Annotated in this window: 11 protein-coding genes, 3 tRNA genes and 1 pseudogene; 3 read left to right on the forward strand and 12 right to left on the reverse strand. The window is 66.7% G+C overall.

All coding sequences use genetic code 11. The annotated features are described in order from the left end of the window. Nucleotides 1-18: 18 nt before the first annotated feature. Entirely contained in the window at nt 19-3,552 is a 3,534-nt protein-coding gene (locus ABZW16_RS28830) for an amino acid adenylation domain-containing protein (protein ID WP_354959212.1), read from the reverse strand. Between the two features lie 151 nt (nt 3,553-3,703). On the opposite strand from ABZW16_RS28830, the gene ABZW16_RS28835 reads away from it, so the two are divergent. Further along, complete coding sequence (locus ABZW16_RS28835; protein WP_354959213.1) at nt 3,704-5,323, forward strand: AMP-binding protein; 1,620 nt, start codon at nt 3,704-3,706, stop codon at nt 5,321-5,323. A gap of 118 nt (nt 5,324-5,441) precedes the next feature. Here ABZW16_RS28835 and nbtS read toward each other — a convergent pair whose 3' ends face one another. Further along, entirely contained in the window at nt 5,442-6,755 is a 1,314-nt protein-coding gene (gene nbtS, locus ABZW16_RS28840; RefSeq protein ID WP_354959214.1) for a nocobactin biosynthesis salicylate synthase NbtS, read from the reverse strand. 102 nt (nt 6,756-6,857) lie between these two features. Further along, nucleotides 6,858-7,622, reverse strand: coding sequence for a DUF2127 domain-containing protein (locus ABZW16_RS28845; RefSeq protein ID WP_354959215.1), 765 nt, complete (start codon nt 7,620-7,622; stop codon nt 6,858-6,860). 155 nt (nt 7,623-7,777) lie between these two features. On the opposite strand from ABZW16_RS28845, the gene ABZW16_RS28850 reads away from it, so the two are divergent. Both ABZW16_RS28850 and ABZW16_RS28855 read left to right on the forward strand, forming a co-directional pair. Next, the gene (locus tag ABZW16_RS28850) at nt 7,778-10,231 is read left to right on the forward strand and encodes a glycerol-3-phosphate 1-O-acyltransferase (RefSeq protein WP_354959216.1); all 2,454 of its coding nucleotides are present in this window, start codon (nt 7,778-7,780) and stop codon (nt 10,229-10,231) included. Beyond that, the gene (locus tag ABZW16_RS28855; protein WP_354959217.1) at nt 10,231-11,697 is read left to right on the forward strand and encodes an HAD-IB family hydrolase; all 1,467 of its coding nucleotides are present in this window, start codon (nt 10,231-10,233) and stop codon (nt 11,695-11,697) included. The genes ABZW16_RS28850 and ABZW16_RS28855 overlap by 1 nt, the downstream gene beginning before the upstream one ends. On the opposite strand, the gene ABZW16_RS28860 is transcribed toward ABZW16_RS28855, so the two are convergent. From ABZW16_RS28860 to ABZW16_RS28900, 9 genes and pseudogenes are all read right to left on the reverse strand, one after another. After that, on the reverse strand, nt 11,694-12,413 hold the full coding sequence (locus ABZW16_RS28860) for a polyprenol monophosphomannose synthase (RefSeq protein ID WP_354959218.1): 720 nt from the start codon (nt 12,411-12,413) through the stop codon (nt 11,694-11,696). The genes ABZW16_RS28855 and ABZW16_RS28860 overlap by 4 nt on opposite strands. A 251-nt stretch (nt 12,414-12,664) precedes the next feature. Next, the gene (locus ABZW16_RS28865; protein ID WP_354959219.1) at nt 12,665-12,850 is read right to left on the reverse strand and encodes a hypothetical protein; all 186 of its coding nucleotides are present in this window, start codon (nt 12,848-12,850) and stop codon (nt 12,665-12,667) included. 55 nt (nt 12,851-12,905) lie between these two features. Further along, on the reverse strand, nt 12,906-13,115 hold the full coding sequence (locus ABZW16_RS28870; RefSeq protein WP_354959220.1) for a DUF6374 family protein: 210 nt from the start codon (nt 13,113-13,115) through the stop codon (nt 12,906-12,908). 439 nt (nt 13,116-13,554) lie between these two features. Continuing rightward, a complete protein-coding gene (locus ABZW16_RS28875) occupies nt 13,555-13,920 on the reverse strand; it encodes an HAD family hydrolase (RefSeq protein WP_354959224.1) in 366 nt (121 codons plus the stop codon). A gap of 89 nt (nt 13,921-14,009) precedes the next feature. Continuing rightward, nucleotides 14,010-14,363, reverse strand: a complete 354-nt coding sequence (locus ABZW16_RS28880) for a hypothetical protein (RefSeq protein ID WP_354959221.1) — start codon at nt 14,361-14,363, stop codon at nt 14,010-14,012. Nucleotides 14,364-14,606: 243 nt separating this feature from the next. After that, nucleotides 14,607-14,683 (reverse strand) — tRNA-Phe (locus ABZW16_RS28885). Between the two features lie 58 nt (nt 14,684-14,741). Next, nucleotides 14,742-14,815: transfer RNA gene (locus tag ABZW16_RS28890), tRNA-Asp, on the reverse strand. A gap of 29 nt (nt 14,816-14,844) precedes the next feature. Next, a tRNA-Glu gene (locus ABZW16_RS28895) sits at nt 14,845-14,917 on the reverse strand. A 93-nt stretch (nt 14,918-15,010) separates the two neighbouring features. Continuing rightward, nucleotides 15,011-15,285 (reverse strand): annotated as a pseudogene (locus tag ABZW16_RS28900) (TetR/AcrR family transcriptional regulator); the annotation flags it as partial.

The following is a 15,285-nucleotide window of genomic DNA, read 5'->3' on the forward strand; positions in this document are numbered from 1 at the left end:
CGCAGCGTAGGACAACCATCAAACCTGGGCGAGCACCTCATCGTCGCTCATCGCCGCCACCTCCAGATACATCCCGGCCACCCGCTCCAGCCTTCCGGTCGCACCCCGGTCGGCTTCGCGGTCCAGCAGGCGCGCGGCCAGACCCGCCACGGTGCGGGCGGTGAAGAGATCGACAACGATCGCCTCCGGTGTGTCCAGCCACTCGCGGACACGGGCGATCACCGCCGTGGCCAGGACGGAGTCACCGCCGAGGGCGAAGAAGTCGTCGGTGGCCCCGACCCGGGCCGGATCGAGGACCGTGCCGACGATATCGGCGAGCGCGCGTTCCAGAGCGGTGCGCGGCGCGACGAATTCGACTGTGTCATCGGCGCGTTCGAGCACGGCGCGCACGGCCTTGCGATCCGGTTTGGCATTCGAGGTCAGCGGCAATTCCGCGAGAATTTCCAGTCGCGTCGGAATCATGTAGGCGGGCAGGAGCTCCGCCGCGGCCGCCAGTACGGACTCCGGCACCACTTCGGTACTCGCCTCGGGGACAAGGGCGGCGACAAGTTTCGGCGCGACGCAGCCGACTACGGCGGCAATGGCGTGACGGACGCCGGGGACCTGGCGCAACGCGCTCTCGACTTCACCGAGTTCCACCCGGTAGCCGCGGATCTGGACCTGATGATCGGCACGGCCGAGGAATTCCAGTGTGCCATCGGGCAGATAGCGGGCCAGATCGCCGGTGCGGTACCAGCGCATGCCGTCATGCACCACAAAGCGTTCGGCGCTGCGTTCCGGATCGCCGCGATAGCCCGCCGCGACGCCGTCGCCGCCGATCCACAGTTCACCGGTCACCCAATCGGGGCAGTCGTGCCCGGTCGGGCCGACGACGCGACACTGCACATTGCGCAGCGGAGTGCCGTAGGGCACGGCGGCCCATTCCGCGGCCACCGCGCCGTCGACGACCTCACAGATGGTGGAGTGGATGGCGGTTTCGGTGGCACCACCCAGGCCGGCGAAGCGGGCGGCGGGCGCCACCACAGCGAGCCGACCGGGCAGGGCGATATCGACCCAGTCGCCGCCGAGAAGGACGGTGCGCAGCGAGCCGAGCGGCGCCCCCGCGGCGGCGGTGAGCAACATATCGAGCAGGCTCGGCACGCAGTTGAGCACCGAAACCCGGTGGCGGCGAATCAGTTCCACCCAGTTGGCCGGTTCGCCGCGCTGTGCATCGTCCACCGCGACCACCGCGCCGCCCGCGCTGAGCACGCCGAAGATGTCGTACACCGACAGGTCGAACTCCAGTGCCGAGAGGGCGAGCACGCGATCCGCGGCGCCGACCTCGAAGCGTTCGTTCAGGTCGTCGATGGTGTTCATGGCCGCACGATGCGGGACCTGCACACCCTTGGGCCTACCGGTCGAGCCGGAGGTGAACAGGATATAGGCGATGGTTTCCGGATCACCGAAGATGGGGCGCGCCAACGGCTTCGGATAGGCCCGAGCGGCGGCCAAGGCGACAGTGCCGACCTCCGGGATCTGCTTATCGCCGACCGTCACGGCGGCGACAGCATTGCCGATGCGCAGAATCTCCGCGCGCCGTGCGGCCGGTTGGTCGAAGCCGATCGGTACGTAGACCGCGCCCGCGGCAAGCACACCGAGGGTCGCCACCACCTGGTCGGGCCCCTTCGGCAGCTGAACCGCGACCGAATCACCCGGCAGCACACCGGCATCGCGCAGCGCACCGGCGACCGACAGTGCCTCGGCGGCGAGTTTGCCGTAGCAGATGACACCGCCCGGTTCCCAGATCAGCGCGGGCGCATCGGGATTCGTCGCGGCACTGGCGAAGAAGCCGGTGTGCAGCAATCCTGCGCTGACCGGTCCGGCGGTGGCATTGACCCGGGCGCGGGTTTCGGCCTGCTCCAGCGGAATCCGCAGCGCCGCCTCGGCATCCCAACCGGCCGCCGACGATATTTCACCGGACCCGATATCTCCGGCCAGTCGCAGGATGGCATCGATATAGCGTGCGAACATCGCCTCGACGACGCCCGCGGGAAAGGCGGATTCGCGCACATCCCAATTCAGCAGCAGCCCACCGCGCACCTCGGTGATCTGCGCGTCCAGCAGCACCTGCGGACCCTGCGAGATGATCCAGACCGGATCGCCGAAGGTCTCGGTCACGGTATCGGCGAACAGTTCACCGAGATTGAGCGCACTGGTGTAGACGATCGGCGCGAGTACCGGCTCACCGCGCTGGCGCCCGAGGTCGCGCAGCACCTCCAGTCCCGAGTACGCCGTATGCGCGCCCGCCGCATGCAGCTTCGCCTGTAGCGCCCGCGCCCGTTCGGTGACGGTCGCCGGTTCGGTCACATCCACCTCGAGCAATACCGACGAGGTGAAGTCGCCGACCACGCCGTCGACCTCCGGATGCACCGGTTCGCGATGGAACAGCGGCAGATTGAGCAGGAACCGCCGCTGGGCCGACCAGCCGCCGATGGTCTCGGCGAATACCGATGCCAGTGCCATGGCCGGGGTGATGCCGCGAGCGTGCGCGGCCTCGAATATCCGGGCCTTCGCCGCGGGCGCGAGCCAGCGACGGTGCCGTGCGGTACGGCTGGCCCCCGAAACCCCTGACGCCTGTGGCAGTTCCGGCGCGCCGGGCAGTTCGGGCAGCCGCTGCTGCCACCACTGTCGGTCCCGCTCATGTTCGGCACCGGTACCGCTCGGGTGCTCCGCGAGGTAGCGGCGGAACGTATAGGTCTGCGGCGGTAGCGATTCGCCGTGATAGAGCCGAGCCAGGTCGCTGATCAGAATGCGGTAGCTCATCGCATCGGCGGCGAGCATATCGACATCGAGGTGCAGCCGGGTCCGTCCGTCCGCCAACAATGTCAGCGCGATATCGATGACCTGGCCGTCCTCGACCGCCATCCGCTGATGAGTTCTCGCCTCCCGCAATGACTCCAGCCTGCGCTCGGCCGCATCCGACGGCAGCTCACGCAGATCGGTGCGGGTCCACACCGAGCGACCCGGCCGAGCCATGGTCTGCTGGGTGCCGTCGGGCAGGAATCGCGTGCGCAGCATCGGATGCCGCAGCACCAGCGCGTCGACGGCCCGCTCGAGCCGGGCGGGATCGACTCCCGCACCGTCGAATTCGACATACAGATGCGCCGCGACGCCGCCGAGTTCCTGGGATTCGGAGCGCCCGATCCAGTACGCATGCTGCATCGGCGCGAGCGCGAAGGGGGTGTCGTCGTCGGCCCGATCGACCACCGCATCGGCATCCGACACCTCCGGATCCGGCTGAGCATCATCTCCACCGGATCCGCCGAGCAAGTCATGCCACCCGTCCACCGTCGGGTTCGCGGCCAACAGCGCGAAGTTGATGTCGATACCGCGCTTGCGCCAACTCCCGGCCAGTTTCATGGTTCGGATGGAGTCCAGCCCCAACTGGATCAGATCGTCGCCGAAGCCGATCGTCTCGACGGCTACGTCGAGTTGCGCAGCGATCGCGGCGCGGATTTCCTCCCGGCCGATCGTCGTCCCCGCCCCGTCCCCCGGTCGCTGTGCTGGCTCCATCTGGCGCTGTCACTCCTTGGTCGCCGCCGCATTCGGCGGATCGAGACTGCTCGGCGGCAGCCTATCGCATTGAGATAGGGTTGCCTAACCTATCTTATGAGACCTGATCATCAGGCAGTAGATCAAGTACCAGGCATCTGTGAGGCAGACCGTGACTTCGACATCCACCTGGCCCACCCATCGCGACGGCTACGTCCCCTTTCCGACTGCCGACGCCGAGGCATATCGCGCGGCCGGTTACTGGACCGGCCGGCCGCTCGGCGACCTGTTGCGCACGACCGCGACCCAGCATCCGAACCGAGCCGCATTGCTGGATGCGGACAGCGCCCGCAGCTACGCATGGGTCGATGCCGAGGCCGACCGGATGGCACACGGTCTACTCGCGCTCGGGATCGCGCCGGGCGACCGCGTGGTCGTGCAGCTGCCGAATGTCCCGGAGTTCCTGACCGTCCTGTTCGGATTGCTGCGCGCCGGAATCATTCCGGTACTGACCCTGCCCGCCCACCGTCGCGCCGAAATCGAACATCTGGCCGGACTTTCCGAGGCGGTCGCCTACGTCATTGCCGACCGGCTCGGCGACTTCGACTACCGCGAACTGGCCGAAACCGTCCGCACGGCCGTGCCCACCCTGCGCCACATTCTCGTACTCGGCGACCCCGGCGGCTGCACCGATCTGAATTCGATTCCCCGCGACGGCGGCTCGCTGCCGACCATCGACCCGAGCGATATCGCACTGATGCTGGTCTCCGGCGGCACCACCGGCCTGCCAAAACTGATCGCACGCACCCACGACGACTACGTCTACAACGCCACCGCGAGCGCGGAGATCTGCGGACTCACCGAGGACGACGTATACCTCGCGACATTGCCCGCCGCACACAACTTTCCGCTCGCCTGTCCCGGCATTCTCGGCACCGTCGCGGTCGGCGCGGCCGTTGCCTTCACGACCGATCCGAGTCCGGAGAGCGCCTTCGCCGCGATCGCCCGCCATCGGGTCACGGTCACCGCGGTGGTGCCGCCACTGGCCCAACTCTGGTGCGCGGCAACCGAATGGGAGGACGCCGAGCTCGGCTCACTGCGACTACTCCAGGTCGGCGGCGCCCGACTCGCGGAAGTGAATGCCCGCGAGGTGGCACCGGCGCTGGACGTACAACTGCAACAGGTATTCGGCATGGCCGAGGGCCTGCTCAACTACACCCGCCTCGACGACAGCGCCGAGCTCGTCTGCACCACCCAGGGCCGCCCGCTCTCCCCCGCCGATGAGATCCGCGTCGTGGATGCCGACGGCAATGATGTCGCCCCGGGCGAGGAGGGCGAACTGCTCACCAAGGGCCCCTACACGATCCGTGGCTACTACCGCGCCCCCGAGCACAATTCCCGCGCCTTCACCGCCGACGGCTACTACCGCTCCGGCGACCTCGTGCGCCGCCTCCCCAGCGGACACCTGATCGTCTCCGGCCGCATCAAGGACGTCATCAACCGCGGCGGCGAGAACATCTCCTGCGACGAACTCGAGGAACATCTGCTCGCCCATCCATCGGTCCGCCATGCCGCGGCCGTCGGCCTCCCCGATGCCGCACTCGGCGAAAAGGTGTGCGCCGTCCTGGTCGTCGACGGCGAGATGCCGACCCTGGCCCAGCTCAAGTCCTTCCTGGCCCATCGCGGTCTGGCCACCTACAAGCTGCCGGACCTGGTGCGCCGGGCCGACCGGCTCCCGATCACCGCCGTCGGCAAGATCGATAAGAAGGCCCTGCGCACCGGACACGCCTGATCGGACGATCGGGGGCGGCGTGAGTCCGACCTACGCCGCCCCCGATCTACCCGGATGTCGCCGATAACCGGGTTGCCCCGGCAGATATTCGGAGCCCACCCCGAAGTTGATGGGTCTGCTATGACGCCTTGACGACATAGGGGGCGATACTGCCCAGCTTTTCGCAGGTCTCCTCGAATTCCCGGTCCGGCCGCGACTGCCCGACGATGCCAGCGCCCGCACGCAGCCAGGCGCCCTCGGTGGTCTGATAGACCGCGCGCAGCACCAGCGTGGCCTCCATCGCACCGGACGGCGAAACCGTCACGACGGCACCGGAGTACAGACCGCGCGGCGCACCGTCGAGTCGGAATACCGAATCCACACCCGCCCGCTTCGGGATGCCGGACGCGGTGACCGACGGGAAGAGCACCTCCAGCGCATCCCAACTGGTGCGGTCCGCCGCGAGGCGTCCCCGCACGGTGGAGGCCAGATGCTGCACGCTGCCGCGTTCGCGAACCGCCATGAAATCGGAGACCGCGGGGGTGCCCGGATCGGCCACCGCGGTGATCTCGGCAAAGGAGGTCTGGACCGAAATCGCGTGCTCCACGATCTCTTTGGGATCGGTGACCAGGTCGGCACGAGCCGCCATATCAATCGCCGCACCGAGGCCGAAGGCACGGGTTCCGGCGAGCGGCTCGGTGGTGACCACCCGATCCTCATCGACGGCGGCGACCAGTTCCGGACTGAATCCCGCCGCCTCCAGCCCACCGAGGCGCAGCAGGAACGACCGTGCGGGAGTGTTGTTGGCACGGCCGAGCCGGTAGGTGGCCGGTACGTCGACCGCGAAGGGCAGATCGACCTTTCTGGACAGAATGACCTTCTGGTAACGGCCGGAACGGATCTCCGCGACCGCCTCGGTGACCCGGTCGCGATATCCGGTCGGATCCAGGCGCACATCGACCGGCTGCGCCCGCGGCAATTCGGTGTCCTGCGAGGCGGCAATGAGATCGTGAATGTCGTTGGCCTCGGCGGGGGTGGCACCGGAGATCCGGACGCCGGATGCGCCGACCCGCACCTCGATGCGCGGAATCATCAAATGAGCCAGCGCCGTTCGCGGATCCAGATGTGCGGTCGCATCCAATGCCCATGCGCAGAATTCGAATCCGATCCAGCCGTAGGCCCGGCGCCCACCCAGCGGCAGCATGCCGAGTGCACGGTCGATGACACTGGCCGGACTGCCCTCCCACGCACCGGCCGTAACGCGCCCGTCCCAACTCACGCGCAATTCATTCGCGTCGAGTTCAACGCCGCCCAGGGGGTCGGCTGCGAATACCCATTCGCCGGGCCGCTCGTACACCACGTATTCGCCGAAGCGCTCGGCAGCCGCCAGCCGGGACATCGCTGCCGCCGGATCGGTCACATACTCAACGCGCAAGCGCTCCGTGGTCGACAACGATCCTCCAAGGTTATGCTGACCTAACTTTGATAAATAAGGTTAGCATTACCTGCCTAGATCGCTAGCGCCCGACGGCCACAGCGACGACCGCGAAAACCGTTACTCCGCAGGCAGCGCGAGCGCAGCACGCTCGACACTCAACAGACTCTCCGTACTGTGCTCCGCGTGGTAGGCCGCCCCGCCGCCGCGCAGGCCGAACAGGCGCTTGCTGTAGACCAGCCAGACCACCGCGGCGATATTGATCAACAGCGCGCCGATGCGCAGCACGGTGATCTTCTCGGTCAATTCGTAGATCTCCAACGGCAGGAAGATGCTGGTCGCGATGACTGCGAAATATTCGCCCCAGCGCTTGACCAACCACAGCCCGACCGCCTCGATGGCCTGCAGCGCCGCGTAGCACAGGACGCCGATGCCCACCCACAGCAGCGTCGTATTCGACAGCGAGAACGCTTGATCGATCAGATGCACGATCTTGGATCGGTCGATATCCCACCCGATCTGATCGGCCAGCGGCCGCAGCAGCGGCAGATCCCGTTCGAAGTCGGCCCGCATGGTCTCGCGCGAGGAACGGAACTTGAAGACGGCGAGCGCGGCCACCACCAACAGCAATCCGCGTACCACCCGCTCGATCGCGAGCGCCCGCATCAGCCAGCGGTCGCGCAGCAGTCGCCCGCGCGGCACCTCCGGCGCATGATCGGCGGGCCCGGAGCCGACCGGTTCGCCCGGTACGAAGGTGCCGCAGCGCAGACACCGCCACGCAACCCCCGCCACGGTCTGCACATGCAGACGCTCCGCCAGATCCTGCTCGTCCGGCGCGTAGGTGTAGTGGCCGTGCCAGCCGCATGCGCGTAACGCCCAATCCATGCGCGCAGCCTAGTTAATGATCACCATCGGCAGCGATCGAAACCATCGTGTCTGCCGCCGCCCACCGGGCTCGCGGCCGACTCGCCCGCCGGAGTTCCTGCGCGGAATCCCCTGGCGGGCTTGAATAGGGGGATCGGCAGTTGCGGAGGAAAAGCATGATCGATCACCGCGGGGATTCGCCCGCTCCGGCTCGAGCGACCGCACCCGGATCGGTGGTGGCGCTCATCGACGCGGGCTCCGGAGTGGAACGCGAACTCGTCGGCGCCTGGCTCGCCGACGGCGGGCTCGAGCACGAACTCGGCATCGATGCACCCGTCACCCAGTTAGATCTGGACGCGGGCGCGATCGGCGCTCGGCTGGTCGGACGGCGCGACGATCCACTCGTGGTGCCGATCCGGGTGCTGTGGCTACCGCCCGAGCGCGACGGGGTCCGGCGCATCACCTTCGCCGACCTGGCCCTGCTGACCAATCCACGCAAGCCGAACCGCCTCGCACAGCGCCGGTTGGTCGGCGAGCCGGACCGGCACGTGGTGCTCACCGGTCAGCCCGCCCTGCTCAGCGAGCTGCGCGCCAATAATCCGGAGGCGGCGGCATTGCTGGTCAAGGGCTCCACCGAGCCGTTCGCCCGCGCCATTGTGCGCGCGGCGGTGGTCGCGCTGGAACGCGCGGAACGCTCCGTCATCGGCGACCGGTACAAGGTGCCGCGGCTGGTGGCCGAGGAGATCCTGGACTCCCCGGAATTCCTGCGCCGTCTCGAATTCATCGCCGATCAGCTCGGCGCCAGTCCGCATGAGGTGTACCGGCGGGCGGAGAAGGCGCTGCGCGAACTCGTCGCCGCGCAGAGCAGGCTGGTCACGGATCTGTTCACCCAGGCGATGCGCCCGGTCCACGCCTCGACCTGGAAGGTGGACTCCGACGACACCGGTCTGGACGGACTGCGCGCGCTCAACCGGAGCTATCCGCTGGTCTTCCTGCCTTCGCACCGGTCGTATGTCGATGCGTTCGTCCTCGGTGATGTGCTGGCCCGCAATGACTTCCCGCCGAATCATGTGATCGGCGGCGCGAATCTGAGCTTCTGGCCAATGGGACCGATCGCCCGGCGCACCGGCACCGTCTTCATTCGCCGCAGCTTCGGTGACGACGAGGTCTACAAGGCGGTGGTCGAGGAGTACTTCGCCTATCTGCTGTCCAAGCGATTCAATATGGAGTGGTACTTCGAGGGCGGCCGGACGCGCACCGGGAAGCTCCGTCCACCGCGCTACGGACTGCTGAACTACCTTGCCGCCGCGGTCCGTTCGAATCGGATCGACGATGTCCTGCTCGTCCCGGTCTCGATCACCTATGAGCGGCTCAACGAACTCGGCGCCATCGCGACCGAGCAGGTGGGCGGGACCAAGAAGCCGGAGGGGCTGGCCTGGCTGGCGCGTTATGTACGCAGCCAACAGCATTCGGCCGGACACGTCTATGTACGCTTCGGCGCGCCGCTGTCGGCGCGCGATCGCCTCGCGGCATACGGTGATCCGCTCACCCCGCCGCCGGTGACGATTCCGCTGCACGGCGCCGAGCGGTTCGCGACCCAGCCGACCGCGACGGCGGAGTCCGAGCATGTCGCGGAGCTGGAGCGAAAGGCGGTGCAGCGGTTGGCCTTCGAGGTCGCCGTCGGCATCAACGAGGTCACGCCGATCACCGTCAACGCGCTGGTCACGCTGGCGCTGCTCGGTGTGCACGAGCGCGCGCTCACCCTCGGCGAGGTGCGCGCCGTGCTGGCCCCGGTGCTGGGCTATATCGAGAAGCGCGATCTGCCGCGCGGCGAGCTGGCGGCATTGCGCGATGAACAGAGCCTGGCGGTCGTGCTCGAGCAGCTGTCGCTGGCCAGGGTCGTCACGGTGTATCGCGGTGGACTGGAACCGGTCTACTCGATCGAAGCGGGTGCGCATCTGGAGGCCGCGTTCTATCGCAATAGCGCGGTGCACTGGTTCATCAACCGCGCCATCCTCGAATTGTCCATCCTGGCAGGGCTGGAGAAGCAGGCACCGGATCAGCTGCGGGCCGGCTGGGACGAGGCCTTCGAACTGCGCGATCTGCTGAAGTTCGAATTCTTCTTCCCGGAGCGGGCCGAATTCTCGGCGCAGATGACCGCGGAGATGCTGCTGGTCGATCCGGATTGGTATGCCCACACCGCCGAGGACACGCTCGGAGTGGACATTCTGGACAAGCTCACCGCCTCCGGATTCATGATGGCCCACCGTGCGCTGCGCCCGTTCGTCAACGCGCAGCTGGTGGTGGCCGAGCGGCTGGCGGCCCGCGATAACGCCGAGCAGATCGACCGCAAGGAATTCATCGACGAATGCGTCGCGGTCGGCAAACAGATGCTGTTGCAGCAGCGGCTGCACAGTCCGGAGTCGGTCTCCACCGAACTGTTCACCAGCGCACTGAAACTCGCGGACAACCGCGGCCTGCTGGCTCCGGTGAGTCGTGATTCGGCCAAGCGCAGGGCCGAATTGACTCGGCACAGAATCGAGTTCGCCGATCAGCTGCGCACCATCGCCGCCCTGATCTCGCAGGCCGCCGCACTCGATCCGTCGAATCGGCCCGGGCTGGGGGCCTGATGGAGTCATCGAATACCGCGGAGTCGCAGCACCGAGCGACCCCAGCGGATCTGGCGACGGCGATTGCCGCGATCCGATCCGGACCGCAGGGACCGCAGATCGCCGCGGTCTTCGATTTCGGTGGCACCGTGGTGGACGGTTTCGCACGTCCGCCTTGGTGGCGGCGGATACTCCAGCGCGACAGAGCCCCCGCGAACACACTGCTCGACGGTATCCGCGACGGGCTCACCGACGGCGAATACGGTCGGTTTCTACAGCAGGCCGAGCGCACACTGGCCGACCATCCGGAGGCCGAACTGGAGCAATTGGGCGAGCGGCTGTTCCGGCGCACCATCTACGGACATCTGTATCCCGAAGCGTGGCAGCTGATCCGCACGCACGAGGCCGCGGGGCACACCGTGGTACTGGTCACCGCGCTGACCCGGTTCCAGGTCGAGCCCGCCGCGGCCGCACTCGGTATCGACTATGTGCTGTACACCCGAATGGCGACGACCGAGGGCGTACTGACCGGATACGCCGAGGGCAGAACGCTGTGGCGCAGTGGCAAAGCCGATGCGGTCCGCGAATTCGCCGCGGCACACGGCCTGGATATCACCCACAGCTACGCCTACGCCGACAGCATCGCCGATCTGCCGTTGCTATCGGTGGTCGGATATCCGGTCGCGGTGAATCCCGATCGCAAGCTCGATATCGCCGCCGCCGAACAGCATTGGCCGATCGCGACCTTCCGTCCTCGGCAACCGCCACGCCCGAGTGACTATCTGCGCACCATCGCCGGATTCGCCGGACTGCTGGGCGGGGCGCTATTCGGCGTGCTGACCAAGTCGTACACCCATCAGCGGCGGCAGATGGCCGATGCGCTGATGGCCTGTGGGACCGGCGCGACGCTGGCGGCGACCGGGATCCGGCTGCGGGTCACCGGTGCGGAGCACGCCCGTGCGCCGCGGCCCGCTGTCTTCCTGTTCAACCATCAGAGCCAATTCGACGTCATCATCCTGCCCAAGGTGCTCGGGGGTGGTGTGACGGGAATCGGCAAGAAGGAGCTGACCAAGAATCCGATTTTCGGTCCGCTGATGCGGTTCGTCGGTGTCACCTTTATCGACCGTGCGAACACCACACAGGCCAAGGCGGCCCTCGCCCCGGTGGTGGGGACATTGCGCGATGGATTGTCGATCGTGGTCGCGCCCGAAGGGACCCGATCGTATACGCCGGGTATCGGCCCGTTCAAGAAGGGCGCTTTCCACATCGCGATCCAGGCCGGGGTGCCGATGATCCCGGTGGTGATCCGCAATGCGGGCGAGGTCAACTGGCGCAATTCGATGGTCGCGCGCAAGGGCATGGTGGATGTCGCCATCCTCGACCCGATCGACGTCAGCGGCTGGGATCCGAACGATATGGACGACCAGGTCGAAGCGGTCCGTCAGCGCTACCTCGACACCCTGCTGAACTGGCCCGCGCCGGACTAGACCGCTCGGCCGAACAGCAGCTTCCACGGCATCAGCGCCGATTCCAGCTGCACCTTGAGGCTCATCTTGGAGGCGCCGAGGGTGCGCTCCTCGAACCGGATCGGAACCTCCGCGATCGCAATGCCCTTCTGCACGGTCCGGTAGTTCATCTCGACCTGGAACGAGTACCCGTTGCTGCGAATCGAGGCCACGTCGATGGCGCGCAGGGTGTCGGCCCGCCAAGCCTTGAATCCGGCGGTCGCATCCTTCACACCGATCCGCAGGATCAGGTTCACATAGAAGTTGGCCCACGCCGACAGCGCCTTGCGGTACCACTTCCATTCCTCGGCGGTCGACCCGCCGGGCACATAGCGCGAACCGAGTACGACACCGGCATCGGTGGTGTTCAGCTTCTCCAGCATCGCCGGAATGACCTCGGCCGGATGTGACAGGTCGGCGTCCATCTGGATCACCACATCGGCGCCCTCGTCCAGCGCCCGGGTGATCCCGGCCACGTAGGCGCGGCCCAATCCGTTCTTCTCGGTTCGGTGCAGCACGCCGACCACGTTCGGCAGCTCCGCCGCCAACTTGTCGGCGACCTCACCGGTACCGTCCGGCGAATTGTCATCCACCACGAGCACATGCAGGTCGGGCACCGGCAGCGCCGTCAGCCGCTCCACCGCAACCGGCAGATTTTCCCGCTCGTTGTAGGTCGGCACAACAACGGTAACCCTCAAGGGTCGCCCTCCCTGCTCACCTGTTCCAGCCCGCTGACCCACGACAGGACCCCGAGCATTCGTCTGATTGCAAAGAACCGTACTTGATCGACCTAAAGAGCTCCTGAGCGCATACGGGCTCCCGTCACCGCCCGTTTTCCGGCGACATGCCGACTACCTCGCAGATCGCACCACCTACCGCCCGGGTACTCCGGCCCGCCGCCCCACTCCTGGGATGAAATCAGTTGCCCCACACCACCCCTGACGCGCCCTCACTTCTGCCCGTCGCGCCAATCCCGATCCTGGGCATCCTCGCGAGCATTGCGCGCATGCACGATCTCCAAGGCCCGCTCGGCCGTCCGCTGATCCGGGTAGGGCCCCATCCGATCCCGGAACCAGCACTGCTTCCCGTTCTCGGCCCGCTGATGCTTCAAGCAGTAGTACCACTTCTCCGCCATGCCCCCAGCATTGCACCACCATGATCACCGCACCGAGATTTCCGGCCATCCCGGCTCATGCGCAGTCGGTGCGGACCGGTGATCTATCCGTGAGCGCGCCCTGCGTCGCCTCGACGTAGATCCGCATCCCCTCGCCGATCTTTCCGGCCGCGTTCTCCAACTGCTCGGGAGTCAGATGCTTGCCGAATGCGGCGGCGTCGAGGAGTTGCCCGCGAACCTGTTCGAGGTTCGTCCGTGCCCGGTCGAGGCGAGAAAGGTCCGGCATAACCGGAGACTACCGCTGATCGAACAAATTTTCGATAGCGAACTCCTCTAGCGCTCAAACTTCTTGGCAGGGTTGCTCGGTTTACGCTCCGGGCACATCGAGGGATGCCCTGGACATCGAGGTCCACCGATGCCCGGCGATTCCCGCTCCCACGATCACCACGGCGGTGTTCTCGTCCGCTTCGAACGTTGGTTGGTTTGTTGGCATACCCCATGGTCGCCGGACCTCGGTGCTGCGCGGTGCCGGTATGTTGACGCAATATGCCGGAAACCCGCCAAGCCTGTGGTGCTCACTGGTCTCCGCGTCGGAGTTCCATCTTTCGATCGCCGAGCTTGGCGTGGACGGATCGTGATGGGGAGCGAGATCAGAAGGGGACCGAAGATGCTTCGAAAGCTTGTCTCCCACACTGGCGATCTCCCGGAGATCCGAAATGGTGACGTCAGATATTGGAACTGTCCGAATGCCTGGTTGGTCCGGTGAGTAGCGGCGGTAGTTCGGTGAGGGTGGTGCCGCGCGGAACGGGCGTGACGGCCCCGATGCGCTCTCGGTCGAGCCAGACCCCACGCATGCCGGCTCGGGTTGCCGCCTCGGCGTCGGTGTGGAGTCGGTCTCCGATGTAAGCCACTCGCGACGGATCAAGTCCGAGCTGGTCGCAGGCTGCGGCGAAGATTCGCCCGTCGGGTTTGGCTACACCGGCCTCGCTGGAGATCGTGACGTAGGGCAAGGCGGCGGCGAGTCCGACATGTTGGCTCGGGGTTCCCGAGGAAAGTTGCAGTGACCGCTGCCGCAGCGGCCGACTGGTGATCGATCAGCGTTCCGTCGAGATCGAACAACACAGCGTCGACGCTAACGGTGTTCATGCTGTTCACGCCCTTCCAGGGGTTGCCTGTGACTTCAATACCGGCGAGGCTGGCCCCACTGATTCGACGGACGCTCGGGTAAGACTGTTCCGTCCTCGCGAGGGGAGATCGCATCGGCCGAGGCGATGAAGTCCAGGAAGATCCACCCGGCGCCATCCGGGACCGGCACCTGAAGACTCGCGACCCACCGGCCATCAACCAACCGGTACCACGCACGTTGCTCCGCAGCCATCCGACCAGCCAGCCGCAGCCCTGCTTTGCGCACCCGATCCGACACCGGCTTACCCGCAGGCACACCATCGGCCGGAAGCACGCGATCGATGTCGACGTACACCGGACGCGGCGGCGAGAACGGACGCCACACATCCCACGAGCGCCTATCGAACATACATTCGAGTATGACACGACATCGAACCCACCCATCGAACGCCCGGGCCTTATCCGATCGACCGCAACGACGAACCTCGGCTATCGATGAGCGAACACAGAGAGACGATCATCACAATTCGAGCGTGCACTCCACGTACTAAGCCCCGGCTTTCAACGGTCAACCGCGGTCAACACCGGGCGGATGCCTCCGCGGGGTACAGACGCGAAAATCCCCCCGAACAGGTGATATGTCGAGGGGATTTGGTGGCCAGGGCCGGGATCGAACCGGCGACCTTCCGCTTTTCAGGCGGACGCTCGTACCAACTGAGCTACCTGGCCGCAGGCACCCGTGGTGAATGCCATACGCGAAACGCCGGATTGCTCCGGCGCTCACTTGCGACCCTGACGGGACTCGAACCCGCGACCTCCGCCGTGACAGGGCGGCGCGCTAACCAACTGCGCCACAGGGCCTTGCGTTACTTCCAACGATCCGAAGACCGTACCCCCTACGGGATTCGAACCCGCGCTACCGCCTTGAAAGGGCGGCGTCCTAGGCCGCTAGACGAAGGGGGCTCGCCCCGGATTTCTCCGGATCGGCTTCAACGGCTGTCCGTTGGGAGCTGGGATAGCTTATGACAGACCGGCCACGTTTCCCAAATCGGCTGTTCAGGCTCCCAATCCGAGCTCTTCCAGCCGGGCCTGGGCGCGCCAGCCGTCATTGCGGAACTTCTCCTCCCACTCCTCGGTGGCCATCGCCTCGACCACGACCTCGAGCGCTTCCTGGAACCGGGCACGCAGATCGACCCCGTTGCCGAGGATGTCCACCAGGTAGCGCTGGGCGGCCCGCGCGGCGGGGCGGGGGGGGGGGTAGCGGGACCGGGCGGCGGCGGGGCGCCGCGGGCCCGCCTCGTATGCCCCGGTCTCCAGGGCCCTCGTGGCGC

Origin of the sequence: Nocardia sp. NPDC004604, assembly GCF_040609795.1 — a bacterium.
Lineage (GTDB): Bacteria > Actinomycetota > Actinomycetes > Mycobacteriales > Mycobacteriaceae > Nocardia.